The sequence below is a fragment of the Conexibacter sp. CPCC 205762 genome (assembly GCF_030646155.1).
In the GTDB taxonomy this organism is placed as follows: Bacteria; Actinomycetota; Thermoleophilia; order Solirubrobacterales; family Solirubrobacteraceae; genus Conexibacter.
The window spans coordinates 1-17712 of the sequence record NZ_JAUTDN010000070.1; the positions used below are offsets into that span (position 1 = coordinate 1).

Genomic DNA, 17712 nt, shown 5'->3' on the forward strand with positions numbered 1-17712 from the left:
GCGGCGGGCGGCCGGCGGCGGGCGGCGGGCGGCGGGCGGCGGCGGGCGGCCGGCGACGGGTGCGGGCGGGCAGCTCCGGCGCTCAGGCCTGCGAGAGCGGGGCGCCGCGCCAGAGGATCGCGGCGAAGGTGCGCTCCGCCGCGTCGAGGCCGGGCGGCTCGGCGCCGGCGCGCAGCTGGGTCCGCATCGACGCGTGCACGAGGTTCAGCAGGAACTCGCCGTGGAGCGCGTCGGGGGCGTCGTCGCGCGTCGCGGCCAGCAGCGCGAGCAGCCGGTCGCGGTGCTGTACGCGCGTACGCAGCACCTGCGGATCGCGCATCGTGGCGACGAAGTGCAGCTCCAGCACGCGCGGCTCCGAGCGCATCTCGGCGTAGCAGGCGAGCACCGAGCGGTAGAGGCCGGCCTGCCACGTCGGCGCCGCCGGGATCAGCTCGCGGCTGCGTTCGTAGACGCGGTCGAGCACGCGCTGGTAGGCGGCGATCGCGGCCGCGTCGGCCGGCTGCTGGCGGTGTATCGCGCTCATGCGCGCGGGTCGCTCGCCCCGCCGAGCAGCAGCAGGCAGAAGCCGTGCAGATGGTCGAGCAGCCCCGGCAGCGCCTCGCCCTCGCCGGCCGCGATCCGCTTGTAGACGACGTCGTAGACGGCGCCGACGATCCCCTCGGAGGTCAGCGGCGGCAGCGCCTCGCCGCGCTCGCGCGCGAGTCCGTCGAGCAGGTCGGCGAAGCGGGCCATCCAGGCGTCGCGGCGGGCGAGCGCGGCGGGCCCGGCCGAGAGGACGGTGACGACGCACAGCCGCGCCAGCGGCGGCTGCTCGGCGAGCCCGTCGAGCAGCGCGCCGAGGCCGCGGCGCAGGCGGGCGGCGTCGTCGGCGACCGTGGCGGCCTCGTCGTCGGCGGCGGCGGGAGCGGCGGCGTCATCGGTGGTGGCGGGAGCGGCGGCGTCATCGGTGGTGGCGGCGTCGGCGGCGGGAGTGGCGGCGGCGGTGGCGGCGGCTACGGGGGCGGCGAGCGCGGCCTCCACCCGCGCGTGCAGGCCGCGGGCGGCGAGGTCGAGCGCGTGGGCGAAGAGGTCGTCCCTGCCGTCGAACTGCTCGTAGAAGGTCCGCCGCGAGACGCCCGCGCGCGCCGCGACCCGCTCGACCGACGCCGCCTGCAGGCCGAAGCCGTCGACGACCTCGACCAGCGCCTCGACGATCCGCCCGCGCTGGTTGGCGGCGACGAAGCCGCGCGTGAGGCCGTGGCGGCCCGACGGCAGCTGCCGCTCGCGCGGGGCGTCGGGGCGGCGCCTGCGGCCGGGACCGGAGGCGGGAACAGTCGAGCGCGTCACATTCCCAACCATATCGGTCGAGAAGGCAGTCGGACCATGCTTGTGACGATTCGGTGACCGAGGCTCGCGAGCAGGGGCGTGGCGGGAAGCCTCGCTGCCATGGATGCGGCAGACATCGTCCTCGCGCTCGTCGTGATCGCGGCGCTGGGGTTCGACTTCACCAACGGCTTCCACGACACCGCCAACGCGATGGCGACCACGATCGCGACCGGTGCGCTGAAGCCCAAGCTGGCTGTCACGATCGCGGCGATCCTCAACTTCGTCGGCGCCTTCATCTCGCTGAAGGTCGCCGCGACGGTCGCCGAGGGCATCGTCGACGCCGGCTCGATCACCCCAACCGTCGTCTTCGGCGGACTCGTCGGCGCGATCTGCTGGAACCTCGCGACCTGGTGGTTCGGCCTGCCGTCCTCCTCGTCGCACGCGCTGATCGGCGGCGTCGTCGGCGCGACGCTCGTCGCCGCCGGCGGCGGCGCGATCGAGGTCGACGGGATCGTCTCGAAGGTGATCGTCCCGGCGATCGCCTCGCCGATCGTCGCCGGCGTCGTCGCCGCGATCGGCGTCTTCCTCGTCTACAAGCTGATCCGCAGATACAAGCCGGCCCGCTCCGAGCGCGAGTTCCGCTGGGCGCAGGTCGCCTCCTCCTCGATGGTCGCGCTCGCGCACGGCACCAACGACGCGCAGAAGACGATGGGCGTGATCTCGCTGGCGCTGATCGCCAACGGCACGCTCAGAGGCGGCCCCGACTTCGACGTCCCGACCTGGGTCGTGATCAGCTGCGCCTCGGCGATCGCGCTCGGCACCTACACCGGCGGCTGGCGGATCATCAAGACGCTCGGGACGAAGGTCGTCGAGGTCCGCCCGCCCCAGGGCTTCGGCTCCGAGGCGGTCGCCGCGACGGTGATCCTCGCCTCCTCGCACGTCGGCTACCCGCTGTCGACGACGCAGGTCGTCTCCGGCGCCGTCACCGGCTCCGGCGTCGGCCGGCCGGGCGCGCAGGTCAACTGGATCGTCGCGCGCAACATCGTCGCCGGCTGGCTGCTGACGCTGCCGGCCGCCGCCGCGACCGCCGCGCTCGCCTACGCGATCATCGACCTGTTCGGCGACGGCGCCGTCGGGCCGATCGTCGTCGCGATCATCCTCGCGATCGGCTGCGGCTTCCTCTTCGTCGCCAACCGCCGCAACGCGATCCACCCGCACGAGACGATCTCCGAGAGACCCGCGTTCGGACCGAACGCGACCGAGCCCCAGGCGGTGCCCGCATGAACGTCGTCTACGCGAAGCTGGTCGACTGGGACCTGCTCGGCGAGGCGGTCGCCGCCTCGTTCGTGATCGGGATCGCCGTGCTGGTGATCGCCGGCGTCGCCGTCGCCGCCTCGCTGCGCGCGCAGGACCAGCGCGCGGCCGGCGCCGAGGGCGGCGTGATCGGCTGGAGCGCGCTGACCGTCGTCTGCGTGCTCGCGATCGCAGGCGCGATCGCGGCGGGGATCTGGGTGATGGCCCAATGAGCGAGCAGCCCTTCGACGCGAGCCGGCCGCGGCCGGTCGCGACCGTGCTCGACATGCTGCGGGCGCGGATCGACCACAGCAGGTTCGACGCCGCCCTGTTCACGCTGGAGAGCGTCGCCGCCGACCTCGGCTACGGCGACGTGCGCCCGCTGCCCGGCTCGATCGCCTGGATCGACCGGCTCCGCAGCGAGGGCAAGAGAATCGCGCTCGTCGCCTCCGGCGAGCGGGCGCCGTCGGCGCTGGAGCTGGCCGGCGTCGCCGACCGCTTCGACGTCGTCGAGGGCGGCCCGCGCGATCCCGCCACGCTCACCGAGACGCTCGCCGCGCTCGGCGCCGAGCCGCAGCGCGCCGTCTTCGTCGACGTCACGCCGGAGGGGATCGAAGCGGCCCGCTCCGCCGAGCTGCTGCTGGCGATCGCGGTCGCGCGCGGCCACGCCTCCCCGGAGGCGCTGCGCCAGGCCGGCGCGCACGCCGTCGTCGCCGACCTGCAGGAGCTGCTGGGCCCGACGTAGGCCCGGGGCCTCAGCCGCCGAGCAGCTGGATGTGGTCGGCCTCGGCGGCGCCGCCGAACGGGCGCGTCAGGCCGAACTGGTTCAGCGTCGCCTCCGAGACGCCCTCGACGCCGGGCGTGTCGGAGGCCTCGCCGCGCGTGTGCGGGTCGTTCGGGAAGCCGCCGACCTCGACCGAGTGCTGCGGCGTGCGGTAGCCGGAGATGCCGGTCAGGTGCAGGCCGAGCGTCTTGCCGAGCCGGTCCAGGCGCGCGGCCAGCAGCGGCTCGTCGCCGACGGCGTAGTTCGTCCCGGCCGCCTGGAAGAAGCCGCTGTCGCCGCCGTGGGCGGCGAACGGCGCGCTCGCGACCGAGGCGCCGGGGACGGTCGCGCCGCTGTTGGCGGCGGCCGCGCGGGCGGCCTGCGCCTCGACGCGGCGCAGCTCCGCGCGGACGCTCGTGCGGCGCTGCTCCAGGCCGGTCAGGGCGGCGCGGTCGCGGCTGCGGGCGCGCACGTGCACAAGCTGCTTGTCGACGACCGCCAGCCGCAGCCGCGCCGCCTCGTCGCGCTGGATCGCGCTGCCGTCGACGAGCGCTCTGCGGCGCCGCTCTATCGCCGTCAGCCGGCGTGTCTGCGCCGCGACGGCGATGCGCGCGTCGCTGACGCGTCTGGTGATGCGGACGTTCTCGTGGCGGATCCGGTCGAGGTCGTCGGCCTGCTCGAGCAGGCCGGCGAAGCCGCGCGCGTTGACGACGATCGAGACGACGTCCTCCTGCGGCAGCTCGTACTGCGCGACGAGCTGCGCCGCGAGCGCTCTGCGGTCGTCGGCGAGCCGCGTTCTCAGCACGATCAGTCTCGCGCGCGCCTCGCGCAGCTCGCGGCGCGTGTCGGCGAGCTGCGTCTGCTCGCGCTGGAGCGTCGTCTCGATCGCCTGCAGCCTGCGCGTCAGCTCGTCGATCGGCCCCTGGTAGTCGGCGATCCGGTCGTTCTCGTGCGCGATCGACCCGCGCAGCGTCCCGGCCTGCTGGCCGAGATCGCCGAGCCGCTGCTGCAGCTCGCCGCTGGAGGGCGCGGCGCTGGCGACAGCGGCGGCGGTGCCGGCGAGCAGCAGCGCGAGCGCGCCGGCGCGGCGGAGACGTGGAGATCGGGTATCGGACACGAACGGGGCCTGAACGTGTGGAGCGCGTCCACGCTAGCAGCGCCCCCTGCGCGTTCCTGCAGCGGCGGTTGCAGGATCGGCTCAGCGCTGGATGACGACCGGCGTGCCGCGCGGGGCGTGGCGGATCAGCGCCTGCACGACCCGCTCCGGCATCCGCACGCAGCCGTGCGAGGCGGCGACGCCGAGCGGCGCGCCGAGCTGCTCGTAGGCGTGCAGCGCGACCTGCGGGATGCCGCCCTGGTAGCGGGCCAGCGCGCGCGAATAGGCGGTCAGCGCCAGCACTCTGCGGCCGAGGTTCAGCTCGGGATGCTGCGAGACCGGCGCGTCGACCGCGAACAGGCCGGTCGGCGTCGGCGTGATCGCGGCGCCGACGACGACGCGCGAGCTGAGGAACCGTCTGCCGCCGATCGTCAGCGTCACGCGCCGCTGCGACAGGTCGATGACGATCCGGCGGCGGGTCGGCTGCAGCGTGACGGCGTCGGCGGCGACCCAGCCGGCCGAGCCCGCGGGCATCGTCTTCAGCCGCACGCGCACGAAGGTGGCGCCGTCGACGTGGCGCGGCGGGGCCGTCACGAGCAGCACGTTGGGCCCGCCCCAGTAGGGCGCGCTGGTGCCGACGGTGGCGAGCCGCCGTCCGCCGCCGGGCGCTCTGGTGGCGACGACGGGGTAGTCGACGCGCGCGGTCCAGGCGAGGTCGGCGGTCGGCCCGGCGACGCGGGCGAGCGGGTCGTCGCTCCTCGCCGACGCCACCCCCGGCACGACAGACGACATGAAGATGGCCACGACGACCAGCAGGAGACGACGCACATCTCCATGATCGGCCGCTGGCGGCGCGGCCTTAGTCGCGGGCGCGTGCGCTGACGCGGCGCGCGCTCCTCAGTTCGTGATGCGGCGCAGCTTCCAGTCGAAGGCGCCGTTGCAGACGAGCACGTCGTCCTCGTCGTGGATCGCGACGGTCGTCGTCAGCGTCGCCCTGCGCTCCTCGCCGCTCAGCAGCGGCTGCAGCGCGGCGCGCGCGGTCGCGTCGAGCGTGCACGTCGCGGTCAGGCGGCCGCGCGCCGGTCTGTGGAAGCGCAGCCGCGCGACGGAGCCGAGCGGGATCACGCCGTCGAACTGGCGCTCGTCCTCGACGGCGGCGATCAGCGCCGCGAGGCCGGTCGCGTCGACCAGCGCGACGAGGCCGCTGGCGTGCAGCGAGCCGATCACGTTCGCGAGCCGGCCGGGCGCCTCGCAGACGACCTCGGCCGAGCAGTCGGCCGCGCGCACGACCTCGATCCCGGCCGTGAGGTTGGCCGGGATCGGCTCCAGCAGTCTGGCGGCGAGCGCGGTCGCGTCCATCGGTCCTGCTTCTAGCGCGTCCACGCCGTGCTCGTGTGAGCACGGCGTGAACGTCGCTGTCGTGCTCAGCGCACCGTCACCTTCAGCGCGAGCGCCTGCTTGCCGCTGCCGACGCGCAGCGTGTAGCGGCCTCTGGCGACCTTGCGGGTCGCGGCGAGGCGGCCGACGCGGCCCTTCGCGTAGGTGCGGCCGTTGCGGACGAGGACCGCCTTGGCGGATCTCTTGACGGCCGACTTCGCCGCCGCTCTGGCGTTTCTGAAGACGATCGAGCAGGAGATTCTGCTCGTGCCTCTGATCACGCAGGTGACGGTCGCGTCGCGGCCCGGGTCGCCCTTGGCCCCTCTGTCGCCCTTGTCGCCCTTCGGCCCCTGCGCGCCTCTGTCGCCTCTGTCGCCCTTGGGGCCCGCGGCGCCGGCTCTGCCGTCGGCGCCGTCTCTGCCGTCTCTGCCGGCCGGCGCCGCGACGCCCTCGCCGCTGAGCGCGAGCTGCTGCGGGCCGACGCTCGTCTCGAACGTCAGCGCCGCCGCTCGCGCGCCCGTCTCCGACGGGTTGAAGCGCAGCTCGACGGTGCAGCTGCCGCCCGGCGCCAGCGCGGCGCGCGTGCAGGTCTCGTGCGTGACGGCGAAGTCGCTCGGCGCCGCGCCGTCGACCGTCAGCCGCGTCACGTCGAGCGGCGCGCCGCCCGGCGTGCCGGCCGCGTTGGCGTTGCGCACGACGACCTTCTGCACCGGCCCGCTCGTCCCGAGCGCCTGCGCGCCCGCGTTCACCGACGCGACGTCGGTCGAGAAGAAGGCCGGGTCGGCCGGCGCGACGAAGTCGGTCCGCAGCGTCACGACCGGCGGGTCGTGGTCGGAGACGCCCTGGCCGAGCGCGTAGTCGCGGTGCAGGTCGTTGTCGAGGTGGGCGTAGCGGAAGTCGCGCACGCGGTCGAGCAGGCCGCCCGTCACGAGCGTGTGGTCGAGCGTCTGCAGCCGGCCGTTGAAGTGGTAGCTGTAGCGCTCCTGCTCCGGCGCTCTGTCCCACAGGTTCGTCAGCGTGCCGCCCTGCTGCAGGATCGTCAGCGGCGACTCGAACTGGAAGCTGTTGAGGTCGCCGGTGACGATCACCTGCTTGCCGTCGGCGGTCAGTCTCTCGGCGACCTCGCGGACCGCTCTCGCCTGCACCTCGCGGCAGAGGTCGGTGCCGCCCTTCGACTTGAAGTGGTTGTTGATGACGGTCGTGCGCAGGCCGTCCTTCTCGACGTCGAGCGCGAGCGGGACGCGGTCGAAGGCCTGGTCGGCGCGGCTGTTGCACTCGCTCGCGGGGCGCGCGATCCCGAGCGCGACCTGCTGCGCGTCGCCGTGGACGGTGACGCCCGGCTTGACGAGGTAGCCGACGTCGATGCCGCGCTCGTCGAAGCCCTCCGGCGCGTACGCGGTGTAGCCGCCGCCGATCTTGTTCGCGAGATCGGTCAGCACGTCTCTGGAGGTCTTCGCCGTCGCCGGGCTGGGCGTGCCGGTCGTGTGGACGCTGTCGCCGATCTCCTGCACGGCGACGACGTCGGGCGCGCGCAGGCGGTCGCGGATCGCGATCGCGAGCGCGCCGAGCTTCTCCTGGTACTCGCTCTCGCTGACCGTGTGGAGGTCGAGCGTGGCGCCCTGCGGGAAGAGGTTCTCGACGTTGAAGCCGGAGATCCGCAGCTCGTCCTGCTCGGCCGGCGGCAGCGTGTAGACGGCCGGCACGTCGGGGTCGGGCGTGACGACCGGCATGCCGTCGGCCTGGGTCACGATCCCGTAGTTGTAGTAGGAGAAGTTGAGCGGGCCGGTCGCGTTCTCGACGCTCGAGAAGAGGTCGGCGGCGATCAGCGTTCTGCTGTCCGGGCGCAGGTCGATCGTCGCTCTGTCGGGGTCGCCGGCGCCGGCGTCGTCGACGAGCGAGACGAGCGAGTTGAGCAGCGGCCCGGTCGTCGTGTTGAAGACGCGCTGGCGGGTCGTGCCGGGGTTGAGGAAGAGCGCGCCGAACTTCGTCGTCGCGCCGCTGTTGGCGATGCCGGTCGCGAGCGTGACGCGCATCCCCTCCAGCGTCTCGTAGTAGGAGCGCGTGCCGTTGACGTCGACGGAGGTGACCGTCTGCGCCTCGGCCTTGGCCGGGTCGAGCGTGACCGGCGCCGGCAGTCTGCCCTCGCCGAGCACCTCCGGCTGCGTGTTCTGCAGGATGTCGACCTGCGTCTGGTTGAACTTCTCGACGACTCTGCCGGTCAGGCGCACTCGCTTGCCGAGCAGCGCCGAGCGGTCGTTGCCGGGGCCGCGCACGTAGCCGACGAAGACGCCCTCGGAGGTGTTCGGGTCGTTGTCCTCGGTGCCCGGCTCCTGCTGCACGAAGATGCCGGCGTCCTGCGGGAAGACCGACGTGTAGTTGGAGCCCATGAGGTCGTCGATGCCGGTGACGACGCCCTCGATCGTGACCGTCGAGCCGGTGATCGGGCTGGAGGAGCCGCTGCCCTGGACGTCGTGGATCGGCGTCACGCCGGGATCTCTCGGATCGGGATCGCCGCTGCCGCCGCCGCTGTTCTGCGGGTTCGGCGCCGCGACGCTGAAGTCGGCTCTGTTGTCGTCGGTGTCGTTGGCCTCGGCGGCGCCGCCGCGGTGGGCGGAGCTGCCGGCCGTGCCGGAGACGCTCGCGAGGTCGAAGCCGCCGCCCTCGGCGCACTGCGAGCCGGCGAAGCCGATCCCGTCCACGACCGCGCCTGCGCCGGTCGTGATGCGCGCGCCGGAGAGGCCGGAGTTGGAGATGCCGGTCGTGTAGGAGGCGTCGCCTCTGACGCTGCCGGAGTAGCCGCTGGCGGCGCTGTTGGTCAGCAGGTAGCGGCCGCCGGCCGGCAGCGTCACGCCGGCCGGGATCGTCAGGCGGTCGCTGGGGGCGCCGGAGCCGCTGGCGCAGCCCTGGAACTTCCAGCCGCCGATCGCCACCGGGGCGCTGGAGCTGTTGACCAGCTCGACGAACTCGTCGTTGCCGCCGGACGGACCGCCGACGCGCAGCTCCGAGATGACGACGCCAGAGGTCGAGGCGGGCGCGACCGCGGGCAGCGCCAGCGGCAGGCCGGCCGCGGCCGCGGCCAGCTGCGAGAGCGTGCCCGTGCGGGCACGTGATCGGGACATGGATGCTCCTCCGAGGGTTCGGTGAGAGTTCGAGGGACCGCCATCGGTGACGGGCGACGCCGGGGAAGCTAGGTGCGCCCGCAGCCGTTCCTGTGTCGCGCTCGTGAATTGACGGTGTCGTCACGGTGAAGGCGGGGTGAGCAGGTGGTGAAGTGGCGTTTGGCGCCTCGGCCCTCCTCGCGGGTGATTGCTCAGGACCGCGTGGGGTAGTCCGATCGCATGAGCCTGCTCGACCGTCCGCGCCCGGCCCTGACCCAGTTCGCCGACCAGCCGGCGGCGCCGCTGCGGCACGCGCACCGCCTGCTGGTCGCGCACGGCCTGCCGGTCGCGCGCGTGATCTCCGTCGACGTCGACAGCGTGCTCTACGTCGCCCGCGACGGTGCCGCGCGGACCGCCTGGCTGACGGTCACGCACGGCTTCGTCAGCGTCTGCGACGTGCCGGGCTTCTCGGCGCAGCCGCCGGGGCTTGGATCCGGACCGTCCGCCGCAGCAGGTGCGGCGGAGCGCCCGCCGTTCTGACGCGCACCTCGAGCGTCGCCGCGATCGCCCGTCTGCGCGCGCGCAGGGTTCTCGCGCCGCTTCTGCTCGGCTTCAACCGCAGCTGCGCGGCGCCGCGTCTGAGCTGCGCGGAGCGGCTCGCGAGCACGACCTTCCTCTGCCGCCTGCCGGTGCCGATGCGCGCGGTCAGCTTGAGCGTGACGGTCGCCGGCTGGTCGAGCGTCAGCGCCAGCGCGAGGCCTTTGCCGATCAGCCGCTCGGCGCCGATCTGACGGGCGACGTCGAGGCCCAGCGGGGCGCCTCTTCTCCCGCCTCTCCCACTGCCGGCCGGCGTCTCTGCCGCACCGCCGCCCGCGGGCGCCGGGTCGGCGGGGGTCGTGCCGGGCGTGATCGGCCGCGCGCCCTGCGGCCGCTGCTGCCGGAACGGGCCGCTGATCTCGTAGACGGCGCCCTGCAGCCAGGCGCGCTGCGAGCCGAGGTAGAGGCGCGTGCCGCTCGGGTCGAAGGTGAGGCCGACCGTCTCGGAGGTGCCCAGCTCGCCGAGCTGGAAGTGCTGGTCGCCGGTCAGCTTGAGGAAGCGCGAGACGTCGCCCTCCGGCGAGATGATGCAGACGTCCATCGCGTCGGGGTCGTTGTCGTAGGAGTCCTCGGCGACGTAGAGGTCGCCCGAGCGCGAGACGTGCAGGTTGTCGACCCCGCGCAGCGGCGTCCCGGGCGCGTCGTCGGCGCGGTAGAGCGTGCCGATCGTGCGCGTGCGGGTGTCGTAGGCGTGGATCGTCTCGTCGCTGGTGGTGGCGACGTAGACGATCCCGTCGTCGAACCAGATCCCCTCCCCGCGCGCGAACTTCAGCGAGCCGTCGACCTGCTCGCGCGTCGGCTCGCTGCTGCCCCCGCCGGGGTTGGGGACCTCCCGCCAGATGACATGGCCCTCGGCGGCGGGGTCGCCGCAGGCGATCTCCAGCAGTCCCTCGGCGAGGTCGGGATAGTCGGTCGGCGTGAAGCGGTAGAGCCCGCCGCCGCCGATGTCCTCGGTCAGGTAGACGACCTGCTCGGCCGGGTCGACGCAGGCGGCCTCGTGCTTGAAGACGCCCATCGCGTCGTGCACGACCGCTCTGCGCGCGCCGGTCGGGTCGCACTCCCAGACGCGCCCGCCCTCGACCTCCTCGCACGAGAGCCACGTGCCCCACGGCGTCGGGCCGCCGGCGCAGTTGGTGCTCGTGCCGCCGAGGATCCGGTAGGCGTCGACGATCGCGCCGCTGCGGTCGAAGCGGATCGCCGAGACGCCACCGACGAGCGGCACCTCGCTGTTGGTGACGAGGATCCAGCCGCCGTCCGGCGTCGCGTAGGTCGCCTGCCCGTCGGGGAAGATCGGGAAGCTGTAGCTCGTCCCCTCCACCGCGCGGCCCGAGCGCGCGATCAGCCGCGAGCTGAACCCCTGCGGAAGCTGGATCCCGTTCGCGTCCGGCGGCAGCAGCGGCCCGTACGGCCCCGGCCCGGCCTGCGCCAGCCGGTCGCCGGTCGCGGCCATCGCGTCACGCCAGAACTGCGGCCCGAAGCTGACGGCCGTCGCCGCCAGCAGCCCGCTCTGCAGCAGCCGGCGCCGGGTCAGCGGTGTCTCTGCGCTCATCTGCGATTCCCTCTCGTGGTTCTGGTGACGACGAGCGTCCGATTCAGCGAGCTGACGACGCGCCCTCTGCGCTTCCCGCGCGCATCCCGCACGATCGCGATCGCCCGCACCTTCAGCGCATAGCGGCCAGGCGTCAGCCTCCGCGGCAGCGTCCGCGACCAGCGCACGACCCCGCGAGCGCGCGCGAACCGCGGCGGCGAGGCGACGGCGCGCTTGCGCGTCTTCGCGGCGCGGCTGTGCGCGCTCGCGGCGCGTTTGCGCGTCGGCGCGGCTCTGATGCGGGTCAGGGCGACCTCGACGCGGGTCGCCTGCGGGCGGCGGCGGTCGCAGGGCTGGCGCAGCGTGCCGGCGATCGTGCGGCCGGCGCGGCTGCGCAGCGTCCGCAGCGAGGCGGCGGTCAGCGCCAGCTTCGGCGCGCGGGCGCGGATGCACGCGACGGTGGCACGATCGAGCGGCTGCCCTGCGGCCGGCAGCGCGGCGGCCGCGGCCGCCTCGTCCGCGAACGGCCCGCTGACGAGCAGCCGCGCGCCGGCGTCGGCGAGCGGATCGTCGACCCCGAGCCGCACCCACAGCTCCCCCGCCCGCTGCGCCCGCACCGCGACCCCCAGCGGCGCCGGCCCATCGGCCCGGTCGGCGCACGCCAGCGCATCGTCCCCCGCCGGCGTCACGCCGGCAGCGGCCGCGCGCGCGGGCTGCGGCGCATCAGCAACGGCGGCGCGCGCGGGCTGCGGCGCGTCTGGGGAGGCGGCGCGCGCGGCCGCGGCCGACGGCGCGCGAAAGACGGTCAGCGTCTGGGCGGCGCCGTCGGCGGCGACGGCGTAGGCGCCGGGGGCGGGCACGGCGACGCGGCGCCAGACGGTCGCGGGCGCGGGGCAGGCGGGCTGGGCCGGGTCGCCGAGGCCGAGCGTCGCGCCGGTCAGCCCGACGGCGGCCGCGTCGCCGAGCGCGATCCGCGGCGCGTCGGCCGGGTCGTCGCCGGCCGGCAGCGGCCGCTTGTCGAAGCTGCTCGCGGCGAGCGTGACCAGCACCGGCGCCGCGACGTCGCCGTCACGCCAGCCGACCTGCACCAGCGCCGGCCGACCGGCCCGCAGGTACGCCACCACCGCGGCCGACCCGTCCCCGCGCGCGAGGTCAGCGCCGGCGGCGGCGCGCGCACGCTGCTCCCCGTCCGGCAGCAGGCGAGCGGCGGAGGCGGCCGCAACCGCGAGCGTCTCGCGGCCGTCGCAGGCGGCCGGTTCGCTGACGTCCGCCGTCGAGCGGGTGACGGGCTCCTGCGGGTAGAGGGCGAGGTCGGGGGTCACGGTCGAGACCGGGTCGCCGCCGAGCAGCGCCGCCGGGGTCGCCGAGACGACGATCCGGCGCGGTCTGTCGGCCGGCGCGATCCAGGCCCAGCCGGTGCGGGCGAAGCTGGCGCCGCCGAGGCAGCGGGGCACGCCCGCGTCGGCGGTCGTCTCCCCCATCGCCAGCACCGCCTCCAGCTCGCCCGGCGTGCCGTTCTCGGCCGTCGTCGCGACCAGCTCGGCCGCGCCCGCGGGCGCGTCGAAGTCCGGCGGCGCGGCGGACGCGGCGGCGGGCGTCAGCGCGAGCGCGGTGACAGCCGCCAGCGCAGCGCACAGCGCGCGGGGCCGGGGCGGGAACGCGACGCGGCTCATCGCCGGCCCCCTCTCGCGGTCGCGCGGGCTGCTCGGGCGGCGACCGTGCGCGGGGCGCTGCCGAATGCGGCGAAGCGGCCGCGGCGCGCGGCCAGCGCGCTGCCGGTGACCGCGGCGCGCGCGGCGCGGTCCTCGCCCAACGTCATCGATCTCTCCCCGCCCGTGACCTGCGTGATTCTGTTCGACCCGCGCGCCTGCGCGAACGAGGCGATCGTGGTCAGCGGCGCGCCGGCGACGCGGATGTCGGAGGCGCGGTAGTCGACCCGCAGCTCGTCGGCTGAGGCGCGCAGCACCGCCCAGCCGTGCTCCGCCCCCTGCAGGTAGCGGATCTGCGGGTTGATCGCTCTGATCGCGGCGTTGCCGAGACCTTCCAGCCAGGACGGGATCCCGGTCGAGGTGACCGAGCCGCCGACGTATTCGGTCGCGACCACCGGGCTGCCCGAGCCCGGCTTCGAGTCGACCGGCAGCTCGTTGGCGAAGTACATGTGGATGTCGCCGGTCAGGAAGGCGACGTCGGCGATCGGGCCGGCGCCGATGTGCGCCAGCAGCTCGTCGCGCTCGCCCGTGTAGCCGTCCCACTGGTCTCTGTTGAACGACAGCCCGCCGCCCGGCCCGTTGAAGCCGAGCAGCGCCATCATCACCGGGTTGCCGACCAGCTTCCACGACGCCTGGCTCGCCGACAGGCCCGCCTTCAGCCAGTCGAGCTGGCGCCGCCCGAGCATCGTCGAGCCCGGCTCGCCCGGCGTGCGGTACTGGCGCTCGTCGAGCATGAACAGCTCCGCGTGCCGGCCGAGCCGCCAGGCTCGGAACAGCCGCATGCGATCGCCCGGCACCGACAGCCGCGGCATCCACTCGAACGAGGCGCGGTAGCCGGCCGTCCGCTGCTGCGCCGACGGCGCCGGGTCGCCGTCGCTGTAGTTGTCCGCGACCTCGTGGTCATCCCACACGTGCACGACCGGGTGCAGCCGGTGCAGCTCGCGCAGGTGCGGGTCGGCGCGGTAGAGCCGCAGCTTCGCGCGGTAGGAGCCGAGGTCGGTCGAGGCCGGATCGGGGCCGCGCCCGATCTCGGCGTCCCCCGCGTCCTCGTACTCGTAGGTGTAGTCGCCGAGGAAGGCGTAGAGGTCGAGGTCGTCGCGCGCGGCCGCGTCGCGGTGGGCGTTGAAGAAGCCGTCGCCGTAGCGCTGGCAGGAGGAGAAGCCGACCGTGACCGCGCGGGCGCTGTCGGGCGCGGGCGCGGTGCGCGTGCGGCCGATCGGCGACAGCGCGTCGCGCGACTGCCACGCGTACCAGTAGCGCGTGTCTGGCTCCAGGCCGCCGATGCGCGCCTTCAGCGTGTGGTCGACGCCGGCCGAGGTCGGCACCAGCGCGGTCGCGACGACGCGCGTCAGCTCGGGGTCGGCGGCGACGATCAGGCGCGCGGCGGCGCGCGGCCGCTCGCTGGCGATCCGCCCCCACAGCGTGACGGCGTCGGGCGCCGGCTCGCCGGAGGCGACGCCGTCGAGGAAGGCGCCGGGGCTGATGCCGCGGGCGCCGGCGATCAGGCGGGCGTGGGCGGGCGTCGTCAGTGCGGCGCCGGCCAGCAGCGCACCGCCGCTGGCTGCGATCAGCTCGCGACGGCTGACCGCGAGCCGCCGCCGGCCCGTCGCGGCCCCGGCGCCCGCCGGGCGGGTGGAAGGTCCTCTGGAGGTCATCGGCGCCGAGCGTTCCCGGCGCGTCCGCGCTCGCTGTTGCGAACACGTGAACGTTCAGTCGAGTGGTCCGCCGACCGACGCGCTGCGGTTGGACACTCCGCTCCTCGGGGAAGCTGCGCCGCCGCCATCCAAGACGACCCCGTTTTCTAGTTGTTCAACGACGCCATTCTCGTTCGTTTTCAACCATTTTTCCGTCACCTTTCTGACGCGCCGTTCCACGACTGAGGCGATCTCTGCTCGGATGTGACGAGAGCTGACATGTCCTGACCAGGGAGCGGCAATGCGCGCTACGTCGATCGCTAACACGCGCGATTCCCAAGCCGATTCAGGGGCCGCGATGTGGTGCCCGAGCGGCGCCGGCATCGAACCGACGCTCGTCCTCCAGGGGGAGTTCGACGAGCCGGCCACAGAGGCGTTGCGCACGCGGATCGAGGAGCTGACGGCGGCACACCGCCTCGGGCTCGTGCTCGATCTGCGCGCAGCGGGTGAGCTCGATGCGGGGCAGCGCGGACGGCTGCTCCGCATCGCGGCGCTGACCCGGCCCTCGCTCGCGCTCGTGGCGATCGTGGCCAACCCCGACGCGCTGCGCGAGCAGATCTTCGCCAGCAACCGCCCGCTGCGGCTGTGGGCGGTCGCCGACGGCGGCGATGCGGCGATCGTGCTCGGCGCCGGCACCCCGGTCGAGACGACCGCCGACGACCTGCGCGAACGCCACCGCCGCGTCATCAAGCGATCGCTGCACTGGGCGGCGAGGTCGGCCGCGCTCGGCGACTACGGCGACGCGCTCGGCTGGCTGGAGCTGGTCGAGGCGGTCGACGGCAGACTCCCGCGCGAGTGGGAGCAGCGCCGCGCCTGCTGGGAGCGGAGCGAGCCCGAGCAGGTCGGCTGAGCGACCGCTCGCCGGCAGGTTTGGCCGCATCCCCTCACGCTGATAGGTTCGCCGGCATGATCAGGCGCTCCACTCTCCTCGCCGCCGCCGCACTCGCCTGCGCGGCGCTGCCGGCGACCGCTTCCGCCGACCTCGTCATGGGCAGAACGACGCCGCAGCTGCGCGCGAACGGGATCGGGCCGCTGAAGCTCGGGATGACGACCGCGGCCGCGCTGAGAACGAGATGGCTCGCGCACAGAGGCAGCGGCTGCGAGCTGGGCGGGAGACCGTACCCCGTCACCTACCAGCTGAGCGGGCCGAGCGCGCCCGGCGGAGTCGTCGGCTCGGCCGAGTTCAACCGCGGCAAGCTGACCAACCTCTCGTTCACGAAGGGCGTCGAGACGACCTTCGGCGCGCGTGTCGGGACGACGACCGCGCGCGGGATGGTCAACCGCGCCAAGGACGCCGGCTTCGGCGCGGCCGCCGACTACGTCGACACGTTCGAAGGCACCTTCGTCGCGGTCGTGAGAGGCAAGACGCAGTTCTTCGGCGGCTTCGCGAGAGGACGCGCGTCGGCGAGAAAGCCGATCTCGATCCTCGCGATCCCGAACGTGCCGGTCTGCGAGTAGCCGGCTCGCCTCACTCGCCGGCGCGACGGGCCAGCTCGGCCTCGATCGCGTCGGCGAGCGGCGCGCTCGCGTAGGGACCGGGCGAGCGCAGCGCGGCGAGCACCTGCTGCTGGCTCTGCGGGTCCTCCTCCTGGCTCATCTTGACCTTGCAGACGAACCGCTCGACCGGGATCCGCAGCCCGACGGTCCCGCTCGCCAGCCGCTTGCTGTGCGCGTCGAGCGTCACCGGCCTGTCGACGTGGCGCTCGAAGTGGGCGACGAGCCGCTCCAGCACCGCCAGGTTCTCCCCCTCCTCGAGGATCTGCGGCACGCCCCAGAGGTGCGCGACGCTGAAGTTCCAGGTCGGCACTCTCGTCGCCCCGGGCGCGTACCAGCTCGGCGAGATGTAGCCCTGCGGGCCGGCGACGATCACCATCACCTCGCTGTCGCGGAAGCGGTGGACCTGCTCGTCGGGCCGGCCGACGTGGGTCACGAGCGCGATCCCGTCCGCCTGCTCGTCGAGCAGCATCGGATAATGGGAGGCGACGATCCCGTCGCCGTCGTTGCTGACGAGCGTCGCCCACGGGTTGTCGGCGATCAGCTGCCGCACGACCCGCTCGTCGGTGACGGCGTAGTTCGGGTTGTGACGCATCGCCGCAGCATGCCATGCCCGCTGCGCTAGGTTGGTCGTGCGATGCCCGTGCCGTTTTTCCGTCTGACGCCGCCGTAGCGGCCGTTCCGCGGCCCTGACCCGCCGCCCCGGCGGCCGGCCGCCGACGGTTCTGTACACGGCGTCCAGCGCGCTTCCTGCGCGCCGGGCGGGAACGGCGGCCGCCGCCTGCGCGGCCGCGGGAGGTCTCATCGCAATGTCGTCCTATGGCGCGCTGCTGGCGCGCCCGGCGGCGCGGGCGCTCGCCTGCGCCTGCGCGCTCGGCTGGCTGGCGTTCGCCGCCGTCACGCTCGCGCTCGTCCTGCTCGTGCGCGAGGCGCCCGGCGGCGGTCCGTTCGCCGCCGGCGCGGCCGTCGCCGCCTACGCGCTCGCGGCCGGAGCGCTCGCACCGCTGCGCGGGCGGGCGCTCGATCGGGCCGGCTCCACGTCGCTCGATCGGGCGGGCTCCACGTCGCCGCGCGGCGGGCGGGCGCGGCGCGGCGGGCAGGCGGGGCGCGACGGGCGGGCGCGGCGCGGCGGACGGGCGTGCCTGCTGGTGGGGTTCGCGCTCGCCCACGCCGCCCTCCTGCTGGCGCTCGCCGGCGCGGCGGCGGGCGGGGCGCCGGCGGTGGCGCTGGTCGGGCTCGCCGGGCTCGCGGGCGGGTGCGTGCCGCCGCTGATCGCGGTCGCGCGGACGTTGTGGCCGGTGGTCGCACCGCCGCAGCTGACCCGCAGCGGCTACGCGCTGACCGCGCTGCTCGGCGACGCCGGCGGCGTGCTCGGCCCACCGGCCGCCGCGCTGCTCGCGGCCGGCGCCGGCCCGGCGACGGCGATCGGCGCGGTCGCGCTCGCCCCGCTCGGCGCCGCGCTGCTGCTGCGCCGCCTCGCGCGCCGCCTGCCGAACAGGACCTCCGGACGTCTGACCCCCTCACAGGGGTGCGATCGTCCGGAGGTCGCGCGCGGCGCGGCGCCGCGCGGCTTGGCGCCGGGGCTCGCCGCCGACGCGCTCGCCGGGCTCTGCCTCGGCGCGATCGAGGTGACGCTGCCGGCACGGGCCGGCAGCGGCGCCGCGCTCCCGCTCGCCGCCTTCGCCGCCGCCAGCATGGCCGCGGCCTGGTGGAGCGGGCGCGCGCGCCGCGCCGCCGCCCGCCCGCGCCGCCCCAGGC

At 74.9% G+C, this 17712-nt stretch carries 17 protein-coding genes; 7 read left to right on the forward strand and 10 right to left on the reverse strand.

From position 1 onward, the window contains the following. Positions 1-82 precede the first annotated feature (82 nt). The gene (locus Q7L73_RS27575; RefSeq protein WP_304695721.1) at positions 83-523 is read right to left on the reverse strand and encodes a hypothetical protein; all 441 of its coding nucleotides are present in this window, start codon (positions 521-523) and stop codon (positions 83-85) included. Then, positions 520-1326, reverse strand: coding sequence for a TetR/AcrR family transcriptional regulator (locus tag Q7L73_RS27580; RefSeq protein ID WP_304695723.1), 807 nt, complete (start codon positions 1324-1326; stop codon positions 520-522). The genes Q7L73_RS27575 and Q7L73_RS27580 overlap by 4 nt, the downstream gene beginning before the upstream one ends. Positions 1327-1425: 99 nt before the next feature. Here Q7L73_RS27580 and Q7L73_RS27585 point away from each other — a divergent pair, with 99 nt between their 5' ends. Genes Q7L73_RS27585 through Q7L73_RS27595 form a run of 3 tightly spaced genes read left to right on the forward strand, consistent with a single transcriptional unit; the run spans position 1426 to position 3343 of the window. Beyond that, the gene (locus tag Q7L73_RS27585) at positions 1426-2589 is read left to right on the forward strand and encodes an inorganic phosphate transporter (protein WP_304695725.1); all 1164 of its coding nucleotides are present in this window, start codon (positions 1426-1428) and stop codon (positions 2587-2589) included. Further along, the gene (locus Q7L73_RS27590; protein ID WP_304695727.1) at positions 2586-2831 is read left to right on the forward strand and encodes a hypothetical protein; all 246 of its coding nucleotides are present in this window, start codon (positions 2586-2588) and stop codon (positions 2829-2831) included. The genes Q7L73_RS27585 and Q7L73_RS27590 overlap by 4 nt, the downstream gene beginning before the upstream one ends. Continuing rightward, positions 2828-3343, forward strand: a complete 516-nt coding sequence (locus Q7L73_RS27595) for an HAD family hydrolase (RefSeq protein WP_304695729.1) — start codon at positions 2828-2830, stop codon at positions 3341-3343. The genes Q7L73_RS27590 and Q7L73_RS27595 overlap by 4 nt, the downstream gene beginning before the upstream one ends. A 10-nt stretch (positions 3344-3353) precedes the next feature. On the opposite strand, the gene Q7L73_RS27600 is transcribed toward Q7L73_RS27595, so the two are convergent. The 4 genes from Q7L73_RS27600 to Q7L73_RS27615 all read right to left on the reverse strand — a co-directional run bounded on the left by Q7L73_RS27600 (position 3354) and on the right by Q7L73_RS27615 (position 8953). After that, positions 3354-4478, reverse strand: a complete 1125-nt coding sequence (locus tag Q7L73_RS27600; RefSeq protein ID WP_304695730.1) for a D-Ala-D-Ala carboxypeptidase family metallohydrolase — start codon at positions 4476-4478, stop codon at positions 3354-3356. Positions 4479-4559: 81 nt separating this feature from the next. After that, complete coding sequence (locus Q7L73_RS27605) at positions 4560-5285, reverse strand: L,D-transpeptidase (protein ID WP_304695732.1); 726 nt, start codon at positions 5283-5285, stop codon at positions 4560-4562. Between the two features lie 69 nt (positions 5286-5354). Beyond that, complete coding sequence (locus tag Q7L73_RS27610; protein ID WP_304695734.1) at positions 5355-5816, reverse strand: PaaI family thioesterase; 462 nt, start codon at positions 5814-5816, stop codon at positions 5355-5357. Positions 5817-5881: 65 nt separating this feature from the next. Further along, positions 5882-8953 (reverse strand): lamin tail domain-containing protein, encoded by a 3072-nt coding sequence (locus tag Q7L73_RS27615; protein WP_304695736.1) that lies wholly within the window; start codon positions 8951-8953, stop codon positions 5882-5884. A gap of 219 nt (positions 8954-9172) precedes the next feature. On the opposite strand from Q7L73_RS27615, the gene Q7L73_RS27620 reads away from it, so the two are divergent. Next, complete coding sequence (locus tag Q7L73_RS27620; RefSeq protein ID WP_304695738.1) at positions 9173-9472, forward strand: hypothetical protein; 300 nt, start codon at positions 9173-9175, stop codon at positions 9470-9472. Here Q7L73_RS27620 and Q7L73_RS27625 read toward each other — a convergent pair. From Q7L73_RS27625 to Q7L73_RS27635, 3 genes are read right to left on the reverse strand one after another with little or no spacing between them, the layout of a single operon-like run. Beyond that, the gene (locus Q7L73_RS27625; RefSeq protein WP_304695740.1) at positions 9375-11078 is read right to left on the reverse strand and encodes an alkaline phosphatase PhoX; all 1704 of its coding nucleotides are present in this window, start codon (positions 11076-11078) and stop codon (positions 9375-9377) included. The genes Q7L73_RS27620 and Q7L73_RS27625 overlap by 98 nt on opposite strands. Further along, positions 11075-12730: a hypothetical protein gene (locus tag Q7L73_RS27630; protein ID WP_304695742.1), complete on the reverse strand. Its 1656-nt coding sequence runs from the start codon at positions 12728-12730 to the stop codon at positions 11075-11077. Before Q7L73_RS27630 ends, Q7L73_RS27625 begins: the two co-directional genes overlap by 4 nt. Then, a complete protein-coding gene (locus Q7L73_RS27635; RefSeq protein WP_304695744.1) occupies positions 12727-14421 on the reverse strand; it encodes an alkaline phosphatase in 1695 nt (564 codons plus the stop codon). The genes Q7L73_RS27630 and Q7L73_RS27635 overlap by 4 nt, the downstream gene beginning before the upstream one ends. A gap of 337 nt (positions 14422-14758) precedes the next feature. Here Q7L73_RS27635 and Q7L73_RS27640 point away from each other — a divergent pair, with 337 nt between their 5' ends. Next, entirely contained in the window at positions 14759-15310 is a 552-nt protein-coding gene (locus Q7L73_RS27640) for a hypothetical protein (RefSeq protein WP_304695746.1), read from the forward strand. 56 nt (positions 15311-15366) lie between these two features. Continuing rightward, on the forward strand, positions 15367-15918 hold the full coding sequence (locus Q7L73_RS27645) for a hypothetical protein (protein ID WP_304695748.1): 552 nt from the start codon (positions 15367-15369) through the stop codon (positions 15916-15918). A gap of 10 nt (positions 15919-15928) precedes the next feature. Here the strand turns inward: Q7L73_RS27645 and Q7L73_RS27650 are convergent, their stop codons facing one another. Next, positions 15929-16549: an FMN-binding negative transcriptional regulator gene (locus Q7L73_RS27650; protein WP_304695750.1), complete on the reverse strand. Its 621-nt coding sequence runs from the start codon at positions 16547-16549 to the stop codon at positions 15929-15931. Between the two features lie 214 nt (positions 16550-16763). Here Q7L73_RS27650 and Q7L73_RS27655 point away from each other — a divergent pair. Next, a partial coding sequence (locus Q7L73_RS27655; RefSeq protein WP_304715762.1) for a hypothetical protein occupies positions 16764-17712 on the forward strand: 949 nt, incomplete at its 3' end.

Coding starts and splice junctions, on each gene's coding strand:
- Q7L73_RS27595 (WP_304695729.1), top strand. CDS start 2,828: ATGAGCGAGCAGCCCTTCGACGCGAGCCGGCCGCGGCCGGTCGCGACC.
- Q7L73_RS27620 (WP_304695738.1), top strand. CDS start 9,173: ATGAGCCTGCTCGACCGTCCGCGCCCGGCCCTGACCCAGTTCGCCGAC.
- Q7L73_RS27590 (WP_304695727.1), top strand. CDS start 2,586: ATGAACGTCGTCTACGCGAAGCTGGTCGACTGGGACCTGCTCGGCGAG.
- Q7L73_RS27650 (WP_304695750.1), bottom strand. CDS start 16,549: ATGCGTCACAACCCGAACTACGCCGTCACCGACGAGCGGGTCGTGCGG.
- Q7L73_RS27645 (WP_304695748.1), top strand. CDS start 15,367: ATGATCAGGCGCTCCACTCTCCTCGCCGCCGCCGCACTCGCCTGCGCG.
- Q7L73_RS27575 (WP_304695721.1), bottom strand. CDS start 523: ATGAGCGCGATACACCGCCAGCAGCCGGCCGACGCGGCCGCGATCGCC.
- Q7L73_RS27635 (WP_304695744.1), bottom strand. CDS start 14,421: ATGACCTCCAGAGGACCTTCCACCCGCCCGGCGGGCGCCGGGGCCGCG.
- Q7L73_RS27625 (WP_304695740.1), bottom strand. CDS start 11,078: ATGAGCGCAGAGACACCGCTGACCCGGCGCCGGCTGCTGCAGAGCGGG.
- Q7L73_RS27610 (WP_304695734.1), bottom strand. CDS start 5,816: ATGGACGCGACCGCGCTCGCCGCCAGACTGCTGGAGCCGATCCCGGCC.
- Q7L73_RS27630 (WP_304695742.1), bottom strand. CDS start 12,730: ATGAGCCGCGTCGCGTTCCCGCCCCGGCCCCGCGCGCTGTGCGCTGCG.
- Q7L73_RS27615 (WP_304695736.1), bottom strand. CDS start 8,953: ATGTCCCGATCACGTGCCCGCACGGGCACGCTCTCGCAGCTGGCCGCG.
- Q7L73_RS27585 (WP_304695725.1), top strand. CDS start 1,426: ATGGATGCGGCAGACATCGTCCTCGCGCTCGTCGTGATCGCGGCGCTG.
- Q7L73_RS27640 (WP_304695746.1), top strand. CDS start 14,759: ATGTGGTGCCCGAGCGGCGCCGGCATCGAACCGACGCTCGTCCTCCAG.